The 24688-nt window shown below is 66.9% G+C and carries 17 protein-coding genes and 1 pseudogene; 8 read left to right on the forward strand and 10 right to left on the reverse strand.

The genetic code is table 11. The annotated features are described in order from the left end of the window. Positions 1-59: 59 nt before the first annotated feature. The 5 genes from QE363_RS10310 to QE363_RS10330 are packed head-to-tail and all read right to left on the reverse strand — an operon-like array spanning position 60 to position 6190. Entirely contained in the window at positions 60-863 is an 804-nt protein-coding gene (locus QE363_RS10310) for a hypothetical protein (protein WP_309694944.1), read from the reverse strand. Further along, positions 863-1816 carry a response regulator gene (locus QE363_RS10315; protein ID WP_309694946.1) on the reverse strand — a complete coding sequence of 318 codons (954 nt, stop codon included), beginning with the start codon at positions 1814-1816 and terminating at the stop codon, positions 863-865. Before QE363_RS10315 ends, QE363_RS10310 begins: the two co-directional genes overlap by 1 nt. Beyond that, complete coding sequence (locus QE363_RS10320) at positions 1813-3258, reverse strand: hypothetical protein (RefSeq protein ID WP_309694947.1); 1446 nt, start codon at positions 3256-3258, stop codon at positions 1813-1815. Before QE363_RS10320 ends, QE363_RS10315 begins: the two co-directional genes overlap by 4 nt. Before the next feature lie 53 nt (positions 3259-3311). Further along, positions 3312-5195 carry a glycosyltransferase family 2 protein gene (locus tag QE363_RS10325; RefSeq protein WP_309694948.1) on the reverse strand — a complete coding sequence of 628 codons (1884 nt, stop codon included), beginning with the start codon at positions 5193-5195 and terminating at the stop codon, positions 3312-3314. Further along, positions 5183-6190: a hypothetical protein gene (locus tag QE363_RS10330; RefSeq protein ID WP_309694950.1), complete on the reverse strand. Its 1008-nt coding sequence runs from the start codon at positions 6188-6190 to the stop codon at positions 5183-5185. Before QE363_RS10330 ends, QE363_RS10325 begins: the two co-directional genes overlap by 13 nt. Before the next feature lie 472 nt (positions 6191-6662). Here QE363_RS10330 and QE363_RS10335 point away from each other — a divergent pair. Beyond that, positions 6663-7068, forward strand: a pseudogene (locus tag QE363_RS10335) (transposase); the annotation flags it as partial. A 180-nt stretch (positions 7069-7248) separates the two neighbouring features. Here the strand turns inward: QE363_RS10335 and QE363_RS10340 are convergent. The 3 genes from QE363_RS10340 to QE363_RS10350 form a co-directional block, all read right to left on the reverse strand. Next, entirely contained in the window at positions 7249-8409 is a 1161-nt protein-coding gene (locus QE363_RS10340) for a serine hydrolase domain-containing protein (RefSeq protein ID WP_309694953.1), read from the reverse strand. Beyond that, positions 8406-10673: a penicillin acylase family protein gene (locus QE363_RS10345; RefSeq protein ID WP_309694954.1), complete on the reverse strand. Its 2268-nt coding sequence runs from the start codon at positions 10671-10673 to the stop codon at positions 8406-8408. Before QE363_RS10345 ends, QE363_RS10340 begins: the two co-directional genes overlap by 4 nt. A gap of 150 nt (positions 10674-10823) precedes the next feature. Beyond that, a complete protein-coding gene (locus QE363_RS10350; RefSeq protein WP_309694955.1) occupies positions 10824-13775 on the reverse strand; it encodes a TonB-dependent receptor domain-containing protein in 2952 nt (983 codons plus the stop codon). Between the two features lie 293 nt (positions 13776-14068). On the opposite strand from QE363_RS10350, the gene QE363_RS10355 reads away from it, so the two are divergent. The 7 genes from QE363_RS10355 to dacB all read left to right on the forward strand — a co-directional run bounded on the left by QE363_RS10355 (position 14069) and on the right by dacB (position 23636). Further along, a complete protein-coding gene (locus tag QE363_RS10355; protein WP_309694957.1) occupies positions 14069-16405 on the forward strand; it encodes a penicillin acylase family protein in 2337 nt (778 codons plus the stop codon). After that, positions 16402-17988, forward strand: coding sequence for an amidohydrolase family protein (locus tag QE363_RS10360; protein ID WP_309694959.1), 1587 nt, complete (start codon positions 16402-16404; stop codon positions 17986-17988). Before QE363_RS10355 ends, QE363_RS10360 begins: the two co-directional genes overlap by 4 nt. Positions 17989-18059: 71 nt before the next feature. Continuing rightward, a complete protein-coding gene (dgcN, locus tag QE363_RS10365) occupies positions 18060-19106 on the forward strand; it encodes an N-acetyltransferase DgcN (protein ID WP_309694961.1) in 1047 nt (348 codons plus the stop codon). Continuing rightward, the gene (gene dgcA / locus QE363_RS10370) at positions 19064-20062 is read left to right on the forward strand and encodes an N-acetyl-D-Glu racemase DgcA (RefSeq protein WP_309694962.1); all 999 of its coding nucleotides are present in this window, start codon (positions 19064-19066) and stop codon (positions 20060-20062) included. The genes dgcN and dgcA overlap by 43 nt, the downstream gene beginning before the upstream one ends. Beyond that, positions 20053-21321: a dicarboxylate/amino acid:cation symporter gene (locus tag QE363_RS10375; protein ID WP_309694963.1), complete on the forward strand. Its 1269-nt coding sequence runs from the start codon at positions 20053-20055 to the stop codon at positions 21319-21321. Before dgcA ends, QE363_RS10375 begins: the two co-directional genes overlap by 10 nt. A 9-nt stretch (positions 21322-21330) precedes the next feature. Continuing rightward, positions 21331-22215, forward strand: coding sequence for a LysR substrate-binding domain-containing protein (locus QE363_RS10380; RefSeq protein WP_309694964.1), 885 nt, complete (start codon positions 21331-21333; stop codon positions 22213-22215). Beyond that, a complete protein-coding gene (gene dacB / locus QE363_RS10385; protein WP_309694966.1) occupies positions 22212-23636 on the forward strand; it encodes a D-alanyl-D-alanine carboxypeptidase/D-alanyl-D-alanine-endopeptidase in 1425 nt (474 codons plus the stop codon). The genes QE363_RS10380 and dacB overlap by 4 nt, the downstream gene beginning before the upstream one ends. 11 nt (positions 23637-23647) lie before the next feature. Here dacB and QE363_RS10390 read toward each other — a convergent pair whose 3' ends face one another. Then, a complete protein-coding gene (locus QE363_RS10390) occupies positions 23648-23791 on the reverse strand; it encodes a hypothetical protein (protein ID WP_309694968.1) in 144 nt (47 codons plus the stop codon). Continuing rightward, the gene (locus QE363_RS10395; RefSeq protein WP_309694970.1) at positions 23788-24672 is read right to left on the reverse strand and encodes a BadF/BadG/BcrA/BcrD ATPase family protein; all 885 of its coding nucleotides are present in this window, start codon (positions 24670-24672) and stop codon (positions 23788-23790) included. Before QE363_RS10395 ends, QE363_RS10390 begins: the two co-directional genes overlap by 4 nt. Positions 24673-24688: the final 16 nt, after the last annotated feature.

Consider the following 24688-nt stretch of genomic DNA (forward strand, 5'->3'; position numbering starts at 1 on the left):
GTTCAGACTTGGAAGAGGAAGAGCATCGACCAGTCGTAAGGGGTGCGCGGGCAAGACGTTCAGAACCGGAACCACAGGCCGCCAGTGCCCCCGCGCTCGCGCAGGGCATTTTTCCCACCGACCGTCGCCAGTCCGCCGAGCTGAAGCGACCAGCGATCGTTCAGATCATAAGCGGCGTTCAGGAAGGCATTGTGATAGCGATACGCCTTGAAGACGCCCTCGCCGGCCCCATCGGACCAGCTGTTCGACACGGATGTATAGAGCAGGACGCGCTTGACCGGACGGATGCCCAGGGTCGCGTCGGCCCGGAACTCGTTGGGGGGATCTCCCGCCCGCACGCGATAGCCGCCCGCCAGGTCGATGAAGCCGGACATGCGCCCGATCGTGAAGCTCGCGCCGCCCAGCGCCCGCACGTCGAATTCGGCGTCGGTGCTACCCACCTGGGCCAGGGAATCGCGACGCCGCGTTCCCGGAATCCGTGCCGTCGCCTGGAGCGAGCCGACCCAGCGCGATCCGCTGGCCACACGGTAACGACCCCCGAGCTCGGTATAACCCAGCCCGGTGGTGTCGTCGGTCGCCCCCTGTATGCCGACATGCCGGAAACTCGGCGCGGCGATCAGCGTCAGATCGTCGGTGACGCCATATTCACCCAGCACATAGACTTCCTGCTTGTCGTAATCGGGGATGTCGATGGTCCGGCCGTTCGCGTCGAAGCCCCGGTCGCTGTGCGAATAGACGCCGGTGACCAGGACCTGTCCCTTGCCCTTGGGCAATGTCCAGGCCGACGCCTCGGCCGCCGTGGCATGGACGAGCGCGACGGACGCGATGGCGACGGCCAGGATGGAGCGGGTGGCATATTTCATCAGAGGACGTCCATATCGGGGAGGGGAAGAAAGGGTCTGCGCCGCTGCTGTTGTTCGAGCAGCGTGATCATCTCGCCGGGCAGCAGCAGCAGCCGGTCGCCGCTGGCCATGTCGACCACGGCATCCAGCGCGACGTGGAGGTCGCGGGCCGACGCGCCATGGGGGAGCTTCATCGCGTCGATCCGTGTCAGCGCGGCCTCGCCAAATGCCACCATGCCCGTAGGATCGACATTGGGGGCGATGGACAGGAACAGCCCGTCGTCGAACAGGCCGAGCACCGCGCCCATCGGTGCGGCCACGTCGCACAAAGCCATCGACAATTGGCGCATCAGCCGTGTCGCCGCAGCCGCCCCATGTTCGAGGCGATAGGGATCGAGCGCCCGAACCTGCAGCGCGCACAGCGTCGTATCCACGCCATTGTCGGCGGCCAGACGGAGTTCGGCATCGAGAAGCGATCGGTTGGCGATCAACATGTCGGGGAGAAAACCGCGCAATTCCTCCTGCACGATCGTCTTGTCGCGCAAGGCCTTTTCCCGTGCGCGTCGGCGATCGATCTCCCGCTTGAAACGCAGCGCGGCGCGGGTCCGGGCGAGAAGGTCGATCGGCCTGAACGGCTTGGTGACATAGTCGTTCGCCCCGGCGACGAAGGACTGGTTGAGCGACGATACGTCGTTCTGACCGCTGACCATGATGATCGGCACGTCGCGATACCGGCCCGAGGACCGGATGGCGGCGCAGGCCTCTATGCCGTCGACGCCCGGCATCAGGATGTCGAGCAGGATGCAGTCGAAGGCAGGGGGGGCGGGACCATCGTCGATGCCCAGCAGGTCATAGGCGTGATTGGCGTCGTTGGCGCCCTCCACCCGTGCAAATCCCCCCGTGGCCAGTGCGAGCATACCCGCATCACGGGCCTCCGCACTGTCGTCGACCAACAGAATGCGAGCGCTGTTCATGGAATTTTCGACCTTTCTGGGCGCGCCCATACCCGCCAGCCGCCTTGGTCGAAGGCGAGCCGGTAGCCGGGCGGGCCCTGCTCGAACAGGTTGGGCATGCTGCGGCTGATGGCGTCGTCGCTCTCGCCGGGGCGATGCGCGCGAACCGCCACGGCGGGCGTCAAAACGCGGTGTGCGAGCACCGATACGCCGAATGCGGGGGATCTATCGGTCAGCAGGCCTTCGGCGCTGCCGCGCGCGGCGACCACCGCCGGGTGGGTCAGGGCGTCGATCATGACGTCGCGATGCCCCACCAGATAGCGGCCCAGCGCACGATCGGCCGACATTGCGCCGGTCCGCCCCGCCATCGCCTGCGCGACAAGCCCGTTCGCCTTGACATCGGCACCAAGGATCACCGGGGCCGAGACCAGCGCCCCGGCCAGGATCAGCAGGCCCGCCTGCGACAGCTTCTCCACTGGCCACCGCGTCGAAACTCCGGCGGCAAGGCCCAGGGCAGGGACCAGGACTTCCCCAGGGTGACGGGCGATCCCGGTCGCCACGACGAGGATCGACGCAAGCATCAGGCTGGCCAGCCCGGCCGCAACGCTCTCACGCAGGGCGCGCGGCGCGGTCCGCATCGTCGACAGCAGGACGGCGATGGTCGCCACGGCGGCCGTGGCGATCGGAGCCAGCGCCGCGATCGCCCAGCCAGGGGGCGTGCCGCCGCGCACCGCGTGATAGATATCCCCGACGATGACCGCCAGCGGGGCGTGGAGGATGATCACGAACAGCGCGAACAGCGACAGGACGGACAGGACCAGCGGAAACAGCAGCACCAGATAGGTGCCGACATAATGCCGCTCCGCCAGGTCGCGGGGCACCGCGAAGATCAGGAAGGGGATGGCCCCGATCGTGATCGCCGCACCCTGCGCGCTGGTCATGGCGAGCATCGGCAGCGCCAGCGACAGCGCGATCGTCTCGTTGATGCCGGTGATCGTGCGGGTATCCATCATGCTGCGCCCCAGCACCCAGCCGCCCCATAGGAGCAGCAATGCCTGCGGCCCTTGCGTGACGGCCGAGATCGACAGGGGGTGCACCGCCAGCAGCAGGACGAGGAGCATGATGGTGCCGGTCGACGCCCCCCTTTCCGCCAGCGATCCCCCATATCGTGCCGCCAGGCCGCCCAGCAGCACCGCGTCGACCAGCGCGACCGGATCGAGTCCGAGCGGTCGCCCCAGCATCTCGCCCAATATCAGCAGGAAATAGGGCAGGGGCGGATAGCTGGTGAGGAGCGCGGTGGGATCGGACTGGCCCGCGGCCGACAGGACCGCCCGTCCCGCCAGTTCCGCAGTGCCGTCGTGCCACAATCCCAGTTCGCTGATCCGCGCGGCCAGGCGGTAGCTCGCCAGGGCGACCAGAATGGCGAGAAGCGCCGACGGCGCGATCCCGATGCCGGCTGGCACTGGCCATCGCCAGCGTCCGCCCCCCGCCGGGGTTCCGGCCAACGAAACGCCACTCATGCCGCCTGTTCCTCCAACGCGCTGGAGACTTCGGCCGCAGTGAATTTCGACAGACCGTGCTGGGTCTTCTCCCAGTAGAAGGGCCGGGTGACGAGCTGCCACGCCCCTTTCCAGGCGGCGATGGACAGCAGCACCCAATACCACATGACGGTCAGCGCATAGGGCGCCAGCTGGACCCAGCGTCGCCGGAACGGCGCGAGCATCATCAGGTAGATGAACATGCCGTTCCCGATCAGCAGGTTCAGCATGCTGGTGTAGAGCAGCATCGGCGGGAAGACGATGTCGAAGCCCCCCGTCTGGGTCACGGCCCAGAAGAGGAAGACCGCCCAGAAAATGGGATTGAGCAGGCCGGAAAGGACCGTCCCGCCCAGGAAGCTGACAAAGCCGAGCGTCCCCAGCGGACCGACTGTCTTCATCAGGTGCAGCGGGCGCCGGGTGTGAACCAGGCACGTCTGCATATAGCCCTTCATCCAGCGCGAGCGCTGCCGCACCCAATTGGCGTGCGAGACATTGGCTTCTTCATAGGTCGTCGAATCGACCAGGCCGACCCGATACCCTTTCTGGGTCATGCGGATTCCCAGATCGGCGTCTTCGGTGACGTTGAAGGGATCCCATGCATGAAGCTCGCGCAAGACCTCGATCTTGAAATGGTTCGACGTGCCCCCCAGCGGGATCGGGATCCCCAGCCGCTCGAGCCCGGGCAGCATGAGGTCGAACCACAGGGAATAGTCGAGCGTGAACATCCGCGTCAGCCAGTTCTCCGAAGCGTTGAAATAGTTCAGGCGGCACTGGATGCAGGCGACGTCGGGGGATGACCGGCGAAACGCGGCGACGACCTTGCGCAACTGGTCGGGTTCCGGCTTGTCCTCGGCATCGAAGATGACCAGATATTCGCCGCGCGCGAAGCGCAGGGCATAGTTGCACGCCTTGGGCTTGGTCTGCGGCTGTGACGGCGGCACCCGCACGATCTCGAAAATGCCCTCCAGGCCCAGTCGCTTGGCCGCGTCGATCGTCTCGTCGTCGCCTTCTTCCAGGACGATCTTGATATCCAGCTTGCCGAGCGGATAGTCGAGCTTGCGCAGCGCGCCGGCCAGGATCGGCAGCACCTCCGGCTCGCGGAACATGGGGACGAGCACGGTGTATACCGGCAGATCCTCGTCGCGCAGCAGTCGCGCTTCCATCGCCAAGGCGCGATGGCGATCGTGGCTGCGCCGCCCGCCCGCCCAGACGAGGACGCCGCGAAACACGAAATTGCCCAGATAGAAGACGCTGGTGATCGTGTTGACGACGATCAGGGTCGGGGTGGGCGCAAAACCCAGGCCCAGGCACAACAGGGTCAACCCGGCCCAGACGACCAGCAACTGCGCCCGGGTGAACACGGTACGGGCCGACATTTCCGGATCGGCATCCGCCAGTTCGTGGACCGCCCGGTGCGAATGGCGGGCGCTGAAGACCTTTTGCAGGGACCACAGGACATCGAACTTGGCCGTGACGACCATGTCGATATTGGAACCCCAGCGGCGCCGCGCGTACAGGACCGATTCCGGTCCCAGATGGGCGGTCACGACGACCATGCGCCCATCTTGCACCCGCCACGGCATCGTCAGTTCGCGCATGTAATCCTCGACTTCCGCCTCGATCAGCAGCGTCTCGTCGGGGGGATCGGTCTGAAGGTTGACGAAGGTCATGCCGAAGCGTCGCGCCGCCGCGCGATGAAAGTCCTGCGGCGTCATCCAGCGACGCGACATGACCACGTCGGACAGCGACCGGTCCCATTGCTCCATCAGGTCGAGCGCTTCGTCGAATTGCTCGAGCGAGAGGAAGCCGTTCTCGACCAGGAAGTCGGCGGTCCAGGAATCGCCGATCGTCAGGCAGCCCATGCCGGGGCCTCCGTCACCGTCACGCGCCGGGGCAGGCGGCGATAGACCAGGCCCAGGCCGACGCTGGCCGCTGCCCAGCCGATCAGGAGGAGCCAGCGCCAAATCCGTTTCGTCCGCTGCGATCCGTCGGCATCGACGCCGGGGCCGTAAGCGGGATGAAGGGTCCGCGCGTCGCTGGCATAGGAAAAGGCCATCAACCTTCCCGATGGTCCGAAAATACCGATGTCGCCGCTGTCCAGATCCAGCTTGTGCGGCACGTCCCGGCCTGGGCGCACCCAGATGACCGGGTGGTCGCCTGTCCGGAGCACCTGCACCACGGTCAGCCTGTCCAGCATGTCCGGCGGGATGACCGTGACGCCATCCTGACGGATGAGGCTCACCGGGCCGAGATCGAAGCGTATCGGGGCGATGAAATCGGGCGGCTGCTGTCGCGAGACATAGACCATCCCCCCGCCTTCGGCGAATGGACGGGCCCTGGGCGCCAGGGCATTGCGGACCAGGCCGCCGAATGCCGGATCGACGTCCGGTCCCTGCAAAAGGGTCAGGCCGGCCCGATAGCGGCTGGCAAGATGCGCGAAGGTGGCGTCGGCGCGGGCGGCATCATAGTCCTGGCGCACGGGGCCGGCAACGCGCACCGAAGCGGCCAGAGCGCGGCAATAGGGCGTCTCGCATTGCGGCACATAGGCGGCCACTTCGACCAGGCTGCGCATCGACAGCAGGCGTTCGTCCACATCGGCGCGCAGCGTGACGCTGTCCTGACGCCCCAGCCATGTCCGCGCGATCACAACGCCGTTGACTGCCATGGACACCCAGGGCTGCCGGTCGCCGCTGCCCGCTCGACCATGCAGGTCGACGGTCAGAGCCGACAATCGGGAGCGCGCGGGCAAGTCCCGCAGATCGATCACGTCGCGCCGGATCACTGTGCGCGCGGATTCCGTCGCCCCGGACGGCGCGGCAGCACCCGCCAGCAGCGCAAGATGGAGAGCGGTCCACATGGGTTTCGATCAAGGCAGCAGGCGAACGGGCGCGCAGAAGTTGCCCAATCCAGAGCGGGTCGAAGCGATGTTCGCGCTGCGAAGTGGCGGTGCGGAAACCATATGCGCGTCAATGTCATATGTTAGTTAAATTCTGCTTATTCGGTTATCCTTTCTGTAAACGCGTGCAGTTGCATGTATCGTAATTGCCAAGTGATTGGCCAAAGACGATTTTCCTTGATCGCTATATGTGATCTCATGAAATCGCGGTCTGATACCTTCCTCGAGATGAAAGAATGCCGGATGGGACGGGTTTGTCACGGGAATGACACATTAATTCATCCCACCCGAGAAGCGGTGCGGCAGGTCAAGATCAGTCCGCGACGCTGAGCCGGTGGCTTGGGGTCAACCCTTTGACGTATTTCCTGTTTTTTAGCTCGATCTGAGCGAGAGTTTGCCGGACCTTTGAACTCTGCGGGCAAAAATCTGGGACCTGAAGAAGTCGTGGTACTCGGAAGAGCAGATAACTTTTGCGCTGAACCGGGCGGAGACCAGCACGCCGGTGATCAAGGTCATCCGCCCGATGGGGATTTCGGGGCAGACATTCTACCGCTGGAAGAAGAGGTACGGCGGGCTCGGGGCTGGTGGCTTGTGAGGCGTGAAGTAACGCGAGGAGGAGAACCGGACGCTGAAACAGCCGTCGCGGACCTGAGTTTCGACCGACATATCTCGCAGAACGTTCTGACAACAAAGCTCTGATGGCCGGACGGGCGCGGGACCGTCTCGCAGGTTCGGGCGTCCCACGGCGGCAGCCGCGCATACTGCTGAGCAGGGAAGGATGGGGCGCGAACCACGAACGTGCTCACCGGCTTTATCGGGAAGGCGGCCAAAATTTTCGCCGAGTAAACGCCGGATGTTCCCCCTCAGCCTGGATGAAACACTGAGGGAACCTCATGCCTTAAGTGCCTCCTTGTGAAAGGCATATTGGCCGGGGAGGTTCGCGACGTCGCCCGCTTCCGATGATCTCAGCAAATGCGATCGCACATGTCGCACATCATGCGATGAGCGATCGTCCGGGATCAACCGACGTGGCGCTGTGGGGCCAGTCCATCGATCGCCGCCAGGATAGCGGTGTGGATCGCGATCCGCGCTTCGCCGATGCGCTTGTTGTCGCGGGTGGGGTTCACGCGATTGGTCAACAGAATGATGAAGGCATCGCGCTTGCGGTCGATATAGATGGACGTGCCGGTAAAGCCGGTATGGATCAGCGCGTCGGGTGAGGCGCGCGGCCCGGCAAAGCTACCGGAGGCATCGGGCATGTCCCATCCCAGCGCGCGCGAAGTCCCCGGCGGTTCGGCCTGGCGAGTGGTGAAGGCGGCGATGGTGGACGGCTTCAACAGGTCCTTGCCGTCGCGAAGATAGAGTTCCGCCAGCTTTGCGAGGTCCCGCGCGGTGGAGAACAGCCCAGCATGCCCGGAGACCCCGTCCAGCACATAGGCATTTTCGTCATGCACCTCGCCCCGGATCAATCGGTGCCGGAATATCTTGTCCTGCTCGGTGGGCACGATCTTGGCCAGGTTGTGAGAGGACGGGTTGAAGCCGGTATCCTTCATGCCCAGCGGTCCGAACACAGCGTCGTGCAGGAAGCGGTCGAGCGGCTTGCCCGATAGGCGCGCGACGATCTCTCCCATCAGGATCATGTTCTCGTCGCGATACTGATAGTGCGAACCGGGTGTCCACGCGACCGGCATATGATCGATCAGGGCGAGCAGCTCCTGCCGGTTGCGGCTATGCTGCCAGAGAAGATCGGTGGTGAACAAGCCCGAGCTGTGACCCAGCAGGTGACGCACGGAAATCCGTTCATGCCCGGGCGTGCCGGCGAAGGTCGGCAGATAGTCGATCACCGGCCGGTCGAGGTCCAGCAGCCCCCGGTCATAGAGCCACTCGGCCGCGGTCGTCGTGCCGACGACCTTGGTCAGCGAGGCGAGATCGAAGATCGCATTGCGGGGCATGGGCGGCGCATCGGGCGCGGACGACATCCGCCCGAAGTTGCGCAGCGCCACCAGCCGACCATGGAGACCGATCGCGACGACCGCGCCTGGAAAGGCCTTGCCGACCCAGGATTGGATTTCATCAAAGGCTTCGGCGAAGCGTGGCGGTCGTGCCTGGGCAACGACAGCCGGGACGAATATTGCTCCCACGGTCATTCCCTGTACGAAGCGCCGCCGGTCGATCGTCATGGGTGAAGCTCCGTCACATGGCGAATATGTGCGTCGACCGCCTTCCTCCCAAATGGAAAGGGGCGGGGCCGTCCGGCCAGCCACGTCGCATAGCCGTCGCGGTAATGCGGGGAGCGCGGATCGATCGACTGGCCGGGCAGGGTCAGGATACAGCTCCGATCCCAATCGCCGACATCGCAGACCATCAGGACGCTCGCGCCGTGACTGACATGATAGTCGCGGGTGGCGACATAGCCGCGCGCCATCACGGTGAAGGTGTCGCCCCCGGACCGGCCGCCCTCGATGACGGGTAGCGCGGCGTCGATCGCGGGCAAGCCGGACAGGGGATGGCGAAGGACGACGCGGTGAATGTCACCCCAACGCCAGGCGGCCGGATCGGCGCCCAGCGCCTCCGATGCCGTCTCCCAGGCCCGACCGAGCGCCTTCGCCAGCAGCGCGTCGCGCGCCGCTTCAGGGTCGGGGCCGAGGCGCGTATCGGGGTGAGTCAGCAGCGCGAGCATCGGTCGCGGATCGATCGATGTCACCAACTCGCGCGCCCTGTCGGGCACGATCGCGGCGAGGCAGGCTTTGCCGAGTTCGATCCACAGCATTTCGAACAAAGCGGCGGCGGCGCTGTCCGCACCCAGCCGGGCATCCCAGTCGCAGAGCATGGCTGCCGCCCGCCCCGCCATGCCGTCGAGCGCCTTCGGCAGCAACGGCAGAAGGGCCTGCGCGGGCAGCGAGAGATCGTCATGCTGTAACGCCACGCTGTCGGCGACGGAATGCCGGTCGGCTTCACCGAGCACCTGCGCGACCCGGTCATAGCGATAAGGCGCGTTCCAAGTGAAGCTCGTCATTCCCTTGGTCGACGACCATTCCGGTGGAAGATTGAACTGGTTGGCCGAGGCGAACCAGCCCTGCGCCGGATTGAGAAGCGTCGGCATCTGCTCGGCGGGAAGAATACCCCGCCAGTCATGGCGTCCGTCGCCCGGCACCGGCAACAGGCCGTCAGCCTGGTTACGGATCGGAACATGGCCCAGCAATCGCCAGCCCGTGTTGCCGTCGACATCGGCATAATGGAAGTTGGTCGGCGCCACGTGCAGCCGGGCGGCCTCGGCGATTTCGTCCCAACTCCCTGCCAGGTTGAGTGCGATGATGGCAAAGGTCATGTTGGCACCGGGAAGCAGCGAGGCCGACGCCATGGCCGTGGCACGCAGGCGGGATGGATCGTGGAGCAGCACCGGCCCGTGTTCGGCATGGCGGAGCGTCAACGCCACGTCATTGGCGTCCTTCACGCGAATCGTTTCGGTCGTCTTTGCGAACCGCTTCCATTGGTCCTGATGGCGATAGCATTCGGGATCGTCCGGGCTCAGCTCCAGGACATACAGATCTTCCTGATCGATATGCGAATTGGTCCGTCCGAACGCATAATGGTCGGTATGGCCCTGCATGATGCCGGGCATGCCAGGACTCCCCGCGCCGATCACGTCGAAACCCGGGGCGGTGAGATGGGCAAGATGACGTGGGGAAAAGCCTCCGATACCGAGATGCGGATCATTGGCCAAGATCGGACGACCGGTGGCCGACCGCGTAGAGGAGATTGTCCAAGCATTGCTGCCATGCGCATCGCGGTCGAGGCGGTCCTCGACCGGATCGTAACCGGCAGGCGAGGTGCCGCTCCAGGGCAGCGGCCCTTCGGTTTCGCCCAAGATACCCAGATCGGCCTGAGAGACGGCTGCCAGATCGAGCCCCTCGGGTAGCTGGGGCGTGCGGTCCCCGGTCAGCGGTGCGACCAGCGTGTCGAGGTCTAGCAGGCCAAGCGTTGCGAGCCGGGCCCGCCGGATTTCGTCGGTAACGCTGCCCATGTCGCCACGGCGGACGCGGACCAGATCTGAAATGTCCCACCGCAGCGGTTGCAGCTTCAGTACGTCATATTCCGGCGGCAACAAAGAGGGATCGCCCTCCAGCTCGGCGATGCGGGCGTTGATCCCGTCGACATAGGCGCGGGCGCAAACGACAACGTCCACGGGAAGCTCCGCCAGTTCGCTCTCGACGTCGCCGCGATAGAGGAGCAGGCGCGCGGCATGGTCATGGGGCACGAACCGCGCGCCGAATGCCTCCGCCAGCCGTCCCAGATCGCGCCGCAGCTGGAGATCGATCTGGAACAGCCGGTCGCGGGCGACGACATAGCCCTGACCGAAATAAGCATCGGGGATCGAGGAGGCGCGAATATGCGGCACGCCCCATTCGTCGTCGGCGATGGTTACGGATGCCCGCAGCGGCACGGCTTTCCTCCTTTCCTGGATTGGGCAGGGTCGCTTCGTGCCGTCGTCGCGCCGCCCACTCTGCCGGCCTGATGGCGGCGCCGGACGGGAGGGGGGCGGCGGGGACGGATCACGGCGGTCCCGCCGCCGTGAACGCCCCGCTGCGCCGGCTCAGCGGGTCTGGAACCGGATGCCGAACCGGAAAGCGCGGCCGAGCAGGTCTGAATAGGTGCTGTTCGCCGCGAGCCCTGTTTCCGGCAGGAGGATGGGATCGCGATCCAGCAGGTTCGTGATGTTCAGGAACAGCTCGGCGCGACCGCCGCTATGCGTCTTGATCTTGGCGGTCAGGTTCAGGTCGAGATACATCGCGCCCGAGATGGAATTGTCGTCGATCGTCGGGAATTGCGAAACGGTTGCGGCGGGGCGCCCGGTCGGGCAGTTGCCATTGCAGACTATGTAGTTGTTGCCATAGGTCCCGCTGCTCACCCCGCGCGCCGTGCCGGTGACCGAGAAGCCGTCATCGTCATAGGCCAGGTTGAAGCGATAGATCCATTTGGGCGGGCTGGTGCCGTTCAGCTGGCCGACGATGTCGACCGGCACCACGTTCGGCACGCCGCTGTCGGTAATGTTGTGGATATACCGCGTCGCCAGCCCATGCAGCGTCACCGCGCCGGGGGCTTGACGGACGAGGTCACTCAGCGGCACGCGGTAGTTGGCGTCGAAGTCGATGCCGCGCACCCATTGCCGCGCGAAGTTGAACGGGCTGGCCCGGAAGAACAGCTCCCGGTCGCCCGAGGGATCGGGGACATAGGCGGCACAGAAGTCCTTGCGCCCCTCATAGCAGCGATTGATGATGTCCTGTGCGAAGAATTGCCCGATCGCGTCTCTCAGCTTGATGTCGAAGCCGTCGACCGAGGCCGAGAAGCCGGGAAGGAAGCGGGGCTGGAGCACGACGCCGATCGAGATCGAATCGGCCTTTTCGGGGCGCAGATTGGGGTTACCCGTCGTGATTTCGCGGAAGGTGACGGTGGTCCGCCCGGTCGCGGGATCGGTCAGGGTATTGGTCCGCGACGTACCCGATGCGTACAGCTCGCTGAGATTGGGGGCACGGATGTCGCGTGACCGGGTGGCGCGGAAGCGGATGTCCGGAATGGGCTGCCACGTCGCGCCGAGCTTCCAGGTGGTGACATAGCCCGAGGTGGAATAGTCGGTCCCGCGAACCGCGCCGTTGAACTCCAGGCCGAGGCCCAGCGGGACCACCGTTTCGAGATAGGCTTCCTTGACGTGATAGCTGCCGAAGGTGGGCAGGAAATTGCCCACGGACCAGCCGGTCTGATATTGGCTGGGCACGAAGCCGGATACCGACTCCCGGCGATATTCGCCGCCTACCGCGACGCTGACGTCGCCCGCCCAGGTCGCGAACGGGGTCATCGACAGATTGGCACCGGCAACCGTCTGTTTCAGTTTCTGGTCGCGATAGGGATCGCCCAGGACATAGTCGATCGCGGCCGGATTCGCGACGCCGATGCCCAGCCGGTTGAGCGGCACGCAGCCATTGGTCGGCGCGGTCAGCGAGGATCGGCATACGACCGTGCCCGCTGCCACACCCAGCGCATTGCCCGCCGGTGCGGCGACCGCGTCGGTCGCTGCGGCCATGTTGGCGGTGTTCATGATATCGCGCAACTGCTCATGCGCGTTCGTTTCGCCATATTGGCCGTAGATGTTCCAGAAGGCCGTGTGGCCGAATGCCCGAAATTCCCCTTCGCCGCCGATCGCGTAACGCTGAACGTCACGGCTGCTGTTGTTCTTTCGGTAGGGAAGGTCGACGGCGGTGCTGCCGACCGTCACCGAGGTGACGGCGGACCGCTCCGCCGGGGTGATGAGCCCGGCGGACACCGCATTGGCCAGGGCGGCCTGCAGATAGGGATTGGCCGCCGTGAGGGTGATGCCGGTCGTCGATTGCGGCCCGGCGTTGAACAGCGTCTTTTGCCAATTGTACGATGCCTCGGCGAACAGCGTCACGCCATTGGCGACTTCGTAGCTCAACCGGCCGAATGCGCCCCGGCGATCGTCGTCCGCATCCAGGCCGATATTGCGGCCCTGATCGTTGACGCGCCAGTCCCCGCCCTGGGTCAGCGAAGGGGCGGTGGCGCCGCCCAGCGCCGGGAAGCTGAGCGCGCCATACTGATACTGGCTCGCTGCGCCGTCTTGCCCGAAATAGAGGCCGCGTAGCCGGTTCGCCACGCCGCCGCTGGAATTCAGGATGATGCCACCGGGGGTCGTGTTGGAGACGCCGACCGGCTGGCGGATCAGATATTGCGGCTGGCCATTGGTGTTGGTGTAATTGGGATTGGTGATCCGGACCACGCCGCGCGCGTTCCACGCGCGGTCGACCCGGAAGATGCCGTCGCGATGCGCCCATTCGCCGCTCAGCAGCAGATGACCGCGATCATCGCGGCCAAAGGCCGTCCCGACGGCGGCGCTGAATGAGTAATTAGCACCATCGCCCCGTTCGGTGATCCCGCTGTCGGCCAGGATCTTGATGCCCTGATATTTCTTGTCGAGCACGAAGTTGACGACCCCGGCGACCGCGTCCGATCCATAGGCCGCCGATGCGCCACCCGTGACGATCTCGACACTCTTTACCAAGGCCTGGGGGAAGGTGTTGACGTCGACCAGACCGGTAACGCTGGACGACACCGTCCGCCGCCCGTCGAGCAGCACCAGCGTGCGGATCTCGCCCAGTCCGCGCAGGTTGAGCGCGTTGATGCCCGCCAGGCCCGAACTGATTGCCAGCCGCGAATTGGAGGGGCGGGTGGAACCTGCCAGCGCGGGCAGCTGGTTGACGAAATCGGCAATGTTGTTCGTCGGTGAGGTGTTGAGGATATCCTCTTGCGTCGCCACGGTCAGCGGCGTCGGCGACTTGAACCCGTTGCGGATGATCCGCGTGCCGGTCACGGTGATGTCGTCCGGGTCGATTTGCGTCCCGTTGATGTCCGGCGGGGACGGGCTCGCGCCGGGTGACGGCGTCGTCTGGGCAAAGGCGGGGAAGGCAAGCGCCATCGACAAGGCTGTCAGGCCCGTGCCGGCGCTCATCAGACGGCGCCGAGATCCGTCGGTCATATGCAATCCCCCTATTCACGATCTTTGGAGCGTGATCTCCCTGCGGCCGGTCATGATCTTTTCGCTGATCCGTGCTTCCGGAATGGTGCAGGCGAGACGCGACCCAGGTCAAGGGTCGTCCGACTACCGATCGTTGGGTGGGCCATAGCCTTGGATTATGGCGGCATTGCACGCGCGTCGGGCCGCCCTATGGTTTGGCACCGGCCGTCCTGTCGACAGGGGGCATCACCGGGTTTGCGGGGGTGCGCCACGGGATGATCCGACACACCGCATGGTTCGAGAAGGGGGAAGCCATGGTCTCTCGCCGTACATTCCTGCTCGGCGCCACCGCGTTGGGTGCGCTTGCGCCCTGGCGAGGGATCGCCCGGCCGGTCGGCTCGACCGCCTATGCGACGGTGCCCGGCCTGTCGCGACCGATCGAGATCGTGGACGATGGCTGGGGCATCCCGCATATCCGCGCGCAGACCAAGGCGGATGCCTTTTTCGGTCAGGGCTATGTCGTTACGCGCGACCGGTTGTTCCAGATCGACTTCGCCCATCGCCGGGAAATGGGGCGGATGGCCGAGGCGTTCGGCGCGGCGTTCGCGACATATGACGCCAAGGCCCAGCTGTTCCATTATCGCGGCGATCTCGATGCGGAGCTGGCCCGCATCCCGTCGCCGGTCCTGGACTGCGTGCGGGGCTATGTCGCGGGGATCAATGCCCGGATCGCCGAAGTGGTGCGCGATCCGACATTGCTGCCGCTGGAATATCGCATTCTGGGCGTGATGCCGATGCGTTGGGAATTGCGCGATCTGGTGGTGGCGCGGGGCAGCTCGGTCGGCAATGTCGACGACGAGATTCGCCGCGCCATGCTGGCGGCAATGGGGCGGCTCGACCTCGACCGGCTGGTGGCTCCGCTGCGCCCCGCGATCGCGATGACCGTGCCGGAGGGACTGGACCCGGCACAGGTCAGCGAGGCGGACATGGGGGTGTTGCAGCTTGGGCCGCTGCCGTTCGGACGAGAGACGCCGACCCGCGAGCGGGACGAGATGTTGAGCGCCACCAATGCCGGGTCGAACGCCTGGACGGTGGCGGGAAGCCGCACCGCGACGGGGCGTCCGATCCTGGCCAATGACCCGCATCTGGGCATTGGCGGGTTCGGGCCGCGCCACGTCGCCCATCTCACCGCGCCCGGCCTGGACGTGATCGGCGGCGGGGCGCCGGGGCTGGCGGGCATCATGCAGGGCCATACCGACCGCTTCGCCTTCGGTCGCACGAATTTCCATATCGACCAGGAAGACCTGTTCGTGCTGGAGCTCCATCCGGACGATCCGGAGCGTTACCGCCATGACGGCGGCTGGAAGCGGTTCGACCGGGAGGTGGTCGACATTCCCGTGAAGGACGCGCCGCCGCACCGGGCGGTGCTCCGTTACGCGGTGCAGGGGCCGGTGGTGTCGCACGATCCGGCCCGTTCGCGCGCGACTGCGATCGCCTCGGTGGGAATGCAGCCGGGCGGATCGGGTGCGTTTTCAATGGTGGCCATCAACCTGGCGCAGGACTGGGCGGGGTTGCGCGAGGCGTTCAAGCTTCACCCGTCGCCGACCAATTTCCATTATGCCGATGTGCACGGGCATCATGCGTGGCAGGCCATCGGCTTTTGGCCGGAGCGCAAGCGCGGCAATGGCCTGCTGCCGGTGCCGGGCGATGGCCGTTACGACTGGGTGGGCATGCGCGATTTCCGTGCCTTGCCCGGTGTGTTCGATCCCGCTGCGGGCTGGTTCGCCTCCGCGAACCAGAACAACCTGCCGCCAGGCTGGCCGATCGAAAAGAGCCCGGCCTTCTCGTTCCGCGATCCGGCACGCTATGATCGCATTGCCGACATGCTGTCGAACCAGACCCGGCACAGTCTGGCCGACAGCGTGGCGCTGCAGCACGACATATCGTCGTCGCTCGCCCGGCGCTTCCAGGCGATGTTACCGCGCCAGCCTTCGCCCGGAGCGGCGGCGGCGGTCGCGATGCTGGCGCGCTGGGATGCGCGGATTGACGGTGCGAGCGGGGCGGCGGCACTGTACGAGATCGTGCTGCGCGCGCTGAATGTACGGATGCTGGGCGCGCTGGTCCCGGAAAACGCGCGCAGCCTGATTTCCGCGATCGAGCCGCCCGAACTACTGCGTGTGGCCGCTGGCCGGCCCGACCTGATCGACGAGTCGCTCGCCGTCGGCTGGACGGAAGCGGGCAAGCTGCTGGGGCCCGATCCCAAGGCTTGGCGGTGGGATATGCTTCATCGGGTCCGGATCACGCATCCGCTTGCGCGGCTTCCGGCGATCGCGGCGGCTTTCCCCGCGATCGAGGTGGGCGGCTCCGGCGGCGATGGCTTTACGGTGATGGCCCGCTGGCTGGGAAACGGACCGGACTGGCGGGTCGGCGGCGGCGCGAGCTATCTCGAGGTCATCGATGTCGGTGACTGGGATCGTTCGCTGATGCTCAACCTGCCGGGCCAGTCGAACGATCCGCGCTCCCCGCACCGGCAGGACCAGGGTGGCCCGTGGAGTGCAGGCCAGATGCTACCCATGCCGTTCAGCCGCGCCGCGGTCGACGCGGTCGCTACGACCCTCACCCACCTGCAACCCGAGAGGAGCCCGAGATGAAGCGTCTTGTCCTGACCGCCCTGGTTTGGTGCGCCGCCACGGCGTCGAGTACGCCGCGCGTCGATGTCGTGATCCGGGGCGGCACCATCTATACGGGGGCCGAGACGCCGCCCTTTGTCGGCGATGTCGAGTTGGCGGGCGATCGCATCGTCTATGTCGGCCGCGCCCGCGGCACGGCGGCGGTTGACGAGATCGATGCGCGGGGGCTGATCGTCGCGCCCGGCCTGATCGATGCCCATACCCATCCGGACAGCTATATCCGTTCGGCCGATGCCAAGGCGCGGCTCAATCTTCCCTGGCTGGCGCAAGGCGTCTCGACCGTGGTGATCGGCGTCGACGGCTATGGTACGTTCGAGGTGGCCAAGGATGCGCGCGCGCTGGAGGCCAGCGGGATCGGCACCAATGTCGTGCCTTTCGTCGGCTTCGGGGCGATCCGCGAGCGCGTGCTGGGACAGGATGCCCGCGCGCCCACGGCCGCCGAACTGGCGGAAGAGAAGCGCCTTGCAGCCCGTGCGATGTGCGAGGGCGCCTATGGCCTGTCCACCGGACTGTTCTATCCGCCGCAAAGCTTTGCCAAGACGGCCGAAGTAGCGGCGGTCGCCCGTGAAGCGGGCAAGCGCGGCGGTATGTACGACACGCACCAGCGCGACGAGGCGCATTATTCGATCGGCCTTCTTGCCTCGACCCGAGAGGCGATCGAGATCGGGCGCATCGCCGGCACGCCGGTCCATTTCGCTCATCTGAAGGCCCTGGGTGTCGATGTGCAGGGCCAGGCGCCCGCGCTGATCGCCACGATCGAGGCGGCGCGCAGCAAGGGGCAGGCCGTCACTGCGGACCAATATCCCTGGCTGGCCTCGGGGTCGAGCGTCGATGCCGCGCTGGTGCCGGGCTGGGCGATGGACGGCGGCTATCCCAAGCTGCTCGCCCGGTTCGACGATCCGGCGACGCTCGCGCGGTTGAAGACCGAGATGGCGGAGAATCTGCGTCGGCGGGGTGGGGCGGATTCGCTGTTGCTGACCGCGCAGGGCCAGCCCTGGAGCGGCAAGACGCTGGCCGCGATGGCGACGCAATGGGGGCTCTCGCCGATCGATGCGGCGATCCGCATCCTGCGCACGCCCAATGCCACGGGCACCGGCCCGGCGGGCAGCAGCGTGGCGAGCTTCAACATGGCCGATCGTGACGTCGACCTGATCATGAAGCAGCCCTGGGTGGTGACGTCATCGGACGGATCGGACGGCCATCCCCGCCAATATGCGACCTTTCCCCAGCTCTATCGCACCTATGTCGTCGCGCGGAAGGTGATCACCCTGCCACAGTTGATCCGCCGGTCGACCGGCGCGACGGCCGACATGTATCGCATCGCGCAGCGCGGTTATCTGCGGCGAGGTTATTTTGCCGATGTCGTGGTGCTCGATCCCAGAACCTATGCCCCCCGCGCCGATTATATGCATCCGCGCGTGCCTGGCGTCGGCGTTACCGCGCTGTTCGTCAACGGGAGACGGGCGGTGTCCGACGGGGCGGCGACCGGCGTGGCGGCGGGCCGGGCCCTGCTGCGGGCCCGGCCCAGCGGCTGCGGCCAATAGCCGCACGTTATAGGCGGCAATGCGAGCGCGATTGGCGGCACCTAGGACGTTGCTCCTATCATGTTCGCATCATGACCATTCCCGCCCCCTACCTCCTCTATCTCGGCCATTCCGATGACGAGATCGGCCTCAAGACATCGCGCGGTCTGGCCGCCTTCCGCAGCGAAGACTGTGTGGGCGAATGGCGGCACGACGATTGCCCGTTCACGCTTGGCCTGCCCCGGATGGATGCCGCTGCGGCACGCGCCGCCGGGGCCAGGACGCTGGTGCTGGGCATCGCCAATCCGGGGGGGCGTTTCCCCGATTGGATGATAGGCGACGCACTGTCAGCGATCCGCGCCGGGCTCAACATCGCCTGCGGGCTTCATCAGCGGCTGCGCGACGTGCCCGTGCTGGTCGCGGCGGCAGCGGAGGCGGGCGTTACCCTGTTCGACGTGCGCGACGCGCCCGAGACGCTGCCGGTCGGCAATGGACGGAGGCGTACGGGCAACCGGCTGCTGACCGTTGGCACGGATTGTTCAGTCGGCAAGATGTACGCCACGCTCTGCCTGCGCGATGCGCTGCGTGCACGGGGTGTCGTGGCTGATTTCCGCGCGACCGGCCAGACGGGCATCCTGATCGCAGGGAACGGCGTGCCGCTCGACGCGGTGGTCGCCGATTTCATCGCGGGCGCGATCGAGACGCTGGCCCCGGCCCGTACGGACCAGGGCTGGGATCTGATCGAGGGGCAGGGATCGCTCTTCCACCCCGCCTTTGCAGGGGTTTCGACCGGCCTTCTCCATGGCGCACAGCCGACCGCGCTGGTGATGTGCCACGATCCACTGCGCCCGCATATGCGCGGCCTGCCGCATTTCCCGATGCCGGGGCTGGCCGAGTGCCTGGATGCCAATCTGCGCGTTGCCCGGCTGACCAGCCCGGACGTTCGTGCGGTCGGCGTGGCGCTGAACACCGTCAAGCTCGACGAAGCGGCCGCTCAGCGTCTGTGTTCCGAGACCGAGGATGCGCTGGGCCTGCCCTGCACCGATCCCTATCGCTTCGGTGCCGAGGCGATCGTCGACCTCCTGCTGGAAACGTCATGCGCCGCATCCTCGCCGTTCGTCACGACCCTTTCCCGCTAAGGGCGCCGTTCCGCATCGCGCGCGGGGTGAAGACGGCCGCCGATGTGGTGACGGTGACGATCCGCGAGGGCGACGCGCAAGGATGGGGTGAGGGCGTGCCCTATCCCCGTTATGGCGAGACGATCGAGGCGGCGATCGCGGCCATCGAAGCGGTCCGCGACCTGATCGAGGGCGGCGCGACGCGAGCGGACATCGCCCGGGCGATGCCAGCGGGGGCCGCCCGCAACGCGGTGGATTGCGCGCTCTGGGACCTGGAGGCGCGACTGGCCGGAACCAGCGTCGCGGCGCTCGCGGGTCTCCCGCCGGTGGCAGCGCTCGCCTCGGCGATCACCATCGGTATCGACACGCCGCAGGCCATGGCGGAGGTCGCCCGAACGGTGGCGCGGGTCCCGCTGCTCAAGATCAAGGTGGATCGCGAGGGCGCGGCCGAACAAATCGCGGCGGTCCGTGCCGTCGCGCTCACGCCCCGGCTGATCGTCGACCCGAATGAAAGTTGGCGGGTGGCCGACATCGCCGATCGGTTGCCGATGCTGCTCGCCCAGCGCGTCGACCTGCTGGAACAGCCGGTGCCTGCCGCAGAGGATGAAGGACTGGCCGAGCTGGCAGGAACGATCCCGATTTGCGCCGACGAGGCATTGCACACCCGCGCCGATCTCGATCGGCTGGCCGGGCGCTATAGCCATGTCAACGTCAAGCTCGACAAGACCGGCGGCTTGACCGAAGCATTGGCGCTGGCGGCAGAGGCAAGGGAGCGGGGGTTCGGCGTGATGGTGGGGTGCATGGTGTGTTCGTCGCTGGGGATCGCGCCCGCGATGCTGGTGGCGGGCGACGCGGACTTCGTCGATTTGGACGGCCCGCTGTGGTTGGCGGCCGATCGTCCCGGCGGCGCGCGGGATGACTGCGGCATTCTGACGGCGCCCGCGCCCGGCTTCTGGGGAGCGCCGGCTTGCGCCTGATCCGGGGGTGGTTCGGCATCCCGCTGTGGCAGCGGGTGATGGGCGGGTTGCTGCTGGGCGTCGCGCTCGGTCTGTTCTGGCCCGAAGGGGCCGGGGCGATCCGGCTCGTCGGTGAGCTATTCGTCCGCCTCATCAAGATGCTGGTGGTGCCGGTGGTGCTGGTCACCATCGCAGGCGGGATCGCGACGCTGGGCGATCCCCGGCGGCTGGGGTCGATCGGGCTGCGTACGGTGGGACTATTCGCGGCGACCACGCTGGTGGCGGTATCGATCGGCATGGCGATGGGTCTCATCCTGCGGCCCGGCGCGGCGATGCAGCTGGCGGACGTGGTTCCCCATCCGCTCGGGGCGCCGGTGACGCCGGCTGACCAACTGCTGTCGATCGTGCCGATCAACATCGTCGAGGCATTGGGGCGCGGCGACATGCTGGCGATCATCTTTGTCGCCGTGCTGCTCGGCACCGGCAGCGTGATGGCGGGTGAGGCGGGGCGGCCGGTCGTCGCGCTGCTCCAGGGGCTGTCGGCGGTACTGTTGCATATCGTCCGCGTGGTCATGGAGGTGACGCCATTCGGCGTGCTTGCGCTGATCGCGCAGGCGGTGGCTGTGAACGGCACGGCGTTGTTCGTCCATGTCGGCTGGCTTGCGCTGGCGGTCATAATCGCGTCGCTGGTGCAGATGCTGGTCGTTCATGCCGCACTGGTCGGGCTCGTCGCTCGGTTGCCGGTGGTGCGATTCTTCTGGGGGATCGTCGATGCACTGATCGTCGCCTTTTCGACCGCCTCGTCCTCGGCGACGCTGCCCGTCGCGCTGCGGGTGGCGCAGGACAATCTGGGTGTGTCGCGCGGCGTCGCCTCGACGGTGCTGCCGCTGGGGGCATCGATCGGCAAGGACGGCACGGCCATGTATGTCGGGCTGCTCGGCCAGTTCGCGTTGCAGGCGTTGGGGATCGTCCCGGACGCGACCATGCTCGTCGTCATGCTGGTAACCGGCGCGCTGGCGGCCTTCGGTACGGCACCCGTCCCTTCGGCTTCGCTCTTCATGCTGGCGGCGATGCTGTCGGCGGTGGGCGTGGGGGCGGAGCAGACCGCCCTCGTCGTAGGGCTGGTCCTGCCGTTCGATCGGCTGCTCGACATGACGCGTACCGTGCCATCCGCCTCGGCCAATCTGGCGGTGGCTACGCTGGTCGCGCGCGCCGAGGGGGAGCTGGACGCGGCGCGTTTTCGCGGGTCGATGGTGGAACAGGCACAGGACAGGGCCTAGGCTGCATCCATGAACCTTCGCCATATCGAGATTTTCCACGCCGTTTATGTCAACGGCTCGGTATCCGCCGCAGCCCGGGCGCTCAACGTGTCGCAGCCGTCGGTGTCCAAGACGCTCCGCCATGCCGAGACCCTATTGGGGTTCGAGTTGTTCCAGCGTTCGAACGGGCGGTTGTTGCCGACCGAGGACGCCCATGCGCTGTTCGCCGACGTGGCCGATATTCAGGAGCGGGTGCGTGCGCTGCGTGAGGCGGGGCGCAACCTGCGCATGGGCGCGGGCACGACGTTGCGCATTTCCGCGTTGCCCAGCCTGGGGCTGGGGGTGCTGCCCGATGCGGTCTCGCGGTTCCTCGCGCGGCGTCCTGATGTCCGCTTCGACTTGCAGACGGTGCATCACGACGACCTGCTGCGCAAACTCTATGAACGCGAAAGCGACATCGCCATCGCCAGCGAGCCGCCGCGCGGTGTGGCCCTGACCCATGACTGGCTGGGCGAGGGTGAGATGGTCGTCCTCTACCGCGAACGTGACATGCCCGACGCCCCGGCAAGGCTGGAACTGTCGCAACTGGTCGGGCGTCCGCTGATCTCGCTCAAGGGCAGCGGCCCGATCGGCAAGCTGCTGTCCGAAGAAATCGACCGGCACGATCTGGTCCTCGACGAGATCGTCGTGGCGCGGACCTTCTATATCGCCGCAGCCCTGGTCCGTGCAGGGGTGGGGCTGGCGATCGTCGACAATTTCACGGCGGCGGCGTCGATGGCGCCGGGGCTCGCGATGCGGCCGCTTCGCCCCTCGATCACCTTCGACGTCCACGCCATCCACCTGCTCGATCGGCCACCTTCGATGCTGGCCGCCGAGTTCCTGACCCTGCTGAGCGAAGAGATCGAACGCCGATGATGGGTAGCCTGTTGCTGCCGCTGTTGCTGGCGGGTGCGCCGGTCGAGGCGCCGCTGCCGCCCGCCGCCGTCGAAGCGCTGGCCAAGGCGCCGCCGGGCACGCGGATCGGGCTCGTCGTGGTCGATGCCGAGGGACGCGAGATCGTCGCCCTGCGCCCCGACGAGCGCTTCATCCCGGCGTCCAACACCAAGCTGTTCACCACCGCCGCCGCCTTCGCGACGCTGGACGTGGCGAGCCCGGATATACGGGGCGGGGCGACGGTGCGGCTGGAGGGGCGGGGGACGCCGACGGTGATCCTGGCTGGGCATGGCGACGCCCGCCTGTCCTCCGCCCCCGGTTGTCGTGTCGACTGCCTGGGCGAATTGGTGGCGGCGGTCGCCCGACGCACGCGTGTCGTGGGCGATGTGGTCGGTGACGACACGGCATTCTCAGACGAGCGCTGGCCGCAGGGGATGAGCTGGAACAACATGGACAGCGTCTATGGCACCGGCATCTCGGCGCTGACCCTGGACGACAATGTCACGATATTGACCGTGTCCCCCACGGCACCGGGCGAACCGCTCCAGGTCATCGGGGACGGCTATTACCGGATAGAAAATGCCGCGACGACCGGTGAGGCCGGTAGTGGAAACGCGTTGTCGGTCGAGCGCATGCCGGGCAGCGATCTGCTGCGCGTGACCGGCAGTCTCGCGGCCGGGGCGACTCCGGTGGTCCAGAAGCTGGGCGTTGACGATCCGGCTCACCGGGCGGCCTGGCGGTTTGCGCAACTCTTGCGCGCGGCGGGCGTGATGGTGAAGGGGCGTATCACCGTGCGTCACCGGTCGTTGACGGATGCGAATGATCCCGCGCGCCGCGGCCGCGCTCCTGTTACGGTGGCCGCACCCGTTCCGGTACTGGCGGCCCTGACGCCGTCACCGCTGGCCGAGGATCTATATCAGACCAACAAGACGAGCCAGAACCTCCATGCCGAACTGCTGCTACGCCGACTTGGGGCTAGCGGCTCGGTCGCCGATGGTCATGCCGTCGTCGATGCGGTTCTGGCACGTGCTGGCATTGCCCGCGTGACCTACGACTTTGCCGATGGCGCGGGCATGTCCAATTATGACCGGGTCACCCCCCGCACGACGGTGGCGCTGCTGCGCTGGGCGGAGACGCAGCCCTGGGGCGCGGACTGGCGCGCGACCTTTCCGGTCGCGGCCACCGACGGGACGCTCGCGCGGCGGTTCGCCGGCACGCCGCTGGCGGGTCGGCTGATGGCGAAGACCGGCACGCTCAACGCCGCCAATGCGCTGGCTGGTACGATGATCGCGGCGAGCGGTCGGATGCTGACCTTCGCGGCCTATGCCAACGACATGCCGGGCGACATGAGCGCGATCCCGGCGATCGACGCGGCGCTGGTGGCGATCGCCGGGGCGAATTGAGCGCCCGTTGATCAGCCCCGCATGAGGGCGAGGACGTTGGAGGCGAGCAGCGTCGGGGCGGGCGGCTGGGCCGCCAACGCCTTGGGCAGCGGTACGGTGACCCGGCCTAGCGCGGCCAGCCCCGTGGCGGCGAGGAACCGGCGACGCTCGATCATATCAAAGTCTCCGTTGCGCGGGCGGGCAGGCCCGCAAGATAGAGCGCGCCGCTCAATGCATCGCCCAGCGGTTCGCTGAGCCGGGCGACGGTCCGGGCGCGCAACCAGGGTCGCATCTTCGCCGACAGGCCGCCGAGCAGTGCACATCGAGGTGCGCCGCGTTCGTAGATCGTCTCGATGAACCGCTCGATATGGCCTGCCGCGTCCTCGACGATCGAGCGAGCGATGGTATCGTCCGCTTCGGCATAGTCCATCACCAGCGGGGCGAAGCTGCCATAGTCGCGCGGGGTCGCCTGATCCATCCAGGCGATGGCGCGCGCCGTGTCATGGCCAAACCGCTCCGTGACCGCGGTGCTGAGCGGCGTCGCGCGCGTCCGTCCGTCCAGCGCGCGCAAGGCGTGGCGCATCGCGCTGAGGCCCAGGGCCGCGCCGCTGCCCTCGTCGGAAATGGGAAAGCCATAGCCGCCGATCCGGAAGCTCCGCCCGTCTACCCGCACTTGCGCGATGCTGCCGGTGCCGATGATCAGCACGGCCCCGTCGCCGCCGCCATGGGCCCCCAGATTGGCGATGACGGCATCGGTGTCGAACACCGTCGAGGCGAAGGGAAAGGCGAAGCCCTCCAGCGCCGCCCGAACGCCGGGGCGCGAGATGCCTGCGATGCCCATCGCCGCCCGGACGCTCGCGACCTGCTCCGCATTGAGTCCGGCTGCGCGCACCGTATTCTCGGTCACCTGGCGCAGCGTCGTATAGAGCGCGTCCAGCCCCAGTCCGGCATTGGCGGGACCGGCCTGTTCGGTGGCCAGCATCCGACCCGCGCCGTCGACCAGACGGCAGCGACAGGTGCTGCCGCCCGCATCCACGCCGAGAAAGAACTGCGTCATGTTCTGTTCTGCCCTT

Source organism: Sphingomonas sp. SORGH_AS_0870 (genome assembly GCF_031453175.1).
In the GTDB taxonomy this organism is placed as follows: Bacteria; Pseudomonadota; Alphaproteobacteria; order Sphingomonadales; family Sphingomonadaceae; genus Sphingomonas.

Coding starts and splice junctions, on each gene's coding strand:
- QE363_RS10310 (WP_309694944.1), bottom strand. CDS start 863: ATGAAATATGCCACCCGCTCCATCCTGGCCGTCGCCATCGCGTCCGTC.
- QE363_RS10315 (WP_309694946.1), bottom strand. CDS start 1,816: ATGAACAGCGCTCGCATTCTGTTGGTCGACGACAGTGCGGAGGCCCGT.
- QE363_RS10325 (WP_309694948.1), bottom strand. CDS start 5,195: ATGGGCTGCCTGACGATCGGCGATTCCTGGACCGCCGACTTCCTGGTC.
- QE363_RS10330 (WP_309694950.1), bottom strand. CDS start 6,190: ATGTGGACCGCTCTCCATCTTGCGCTGCTGGCGGGTGCTGCCGCGCCG.
- QE363_RS10340 (WP_309694953.1), bottom strand. CDS start 8,409: ATGACGATCGACCGGCGGCGCTTCGTACAGGGAATGACCGTGGGAGCA.
- QE363_RS10350 (WP_309694955.1), bottom strand. CDS start 13,775: ATGACCGACGGATCTCGGCGCCGTCTGATGAGCGCCGGCACGGGCCTG.
- QE363_RS10355 (WP_309694957.1), top strand. CDS start 14,069: ATGGTCTCTCGCCGTACATTCCTGCTCGGCGCCACCGCGTTGGGTGCG.
- QE363_RS10360 (WP_309694959.1), top strand. CDS start 16,402: ATGAAGCGTCTTGTCCTGACCGCCCTGGTTTGGTGCGCCGCCACGGCG.
- dgcN (WP_309694961.1), top strand. CDS start 18,060: ATGACCATTCCCGCCCCCTACCTCCTCTATCTCGGCCATTCCGATGAC.
- dgcA (WP_309694962.1), top strand. CDS start 19,064: ATGCGCCGCATCCTCGCCGTTCGTCACGACCCTTTCCCGCTAAGGGCG.
- QE363_RS10380 (WP_309694964.1), top strand. CDS start 21,331: ATGAACCTTCGCCATATCGAGATTTTCCACGCCGTTTATGTCAACGGC.
- dacB (WP_309694966.1), top strand. CDS start 22,212: ATGATGGGTAGCCTGTTGCTGCCGCTGTTGCTGGCGGGTGCGCCGGTC.
- QE363_RS10390 (WP_309694968.1), bottom strand. CDS start 23,791: ATGATCGAGCGTCGCCGGTTCCTCGCCGCCACGGGGCTGGCCGCGCTA.
- QE363_RS10395 (WP_309694970.1), bottom strand. CDS start 24,672: ATGACGCAGTTCTTTCTCGGCGTGGATGCGGGCGGCAGCACCTGTCGC.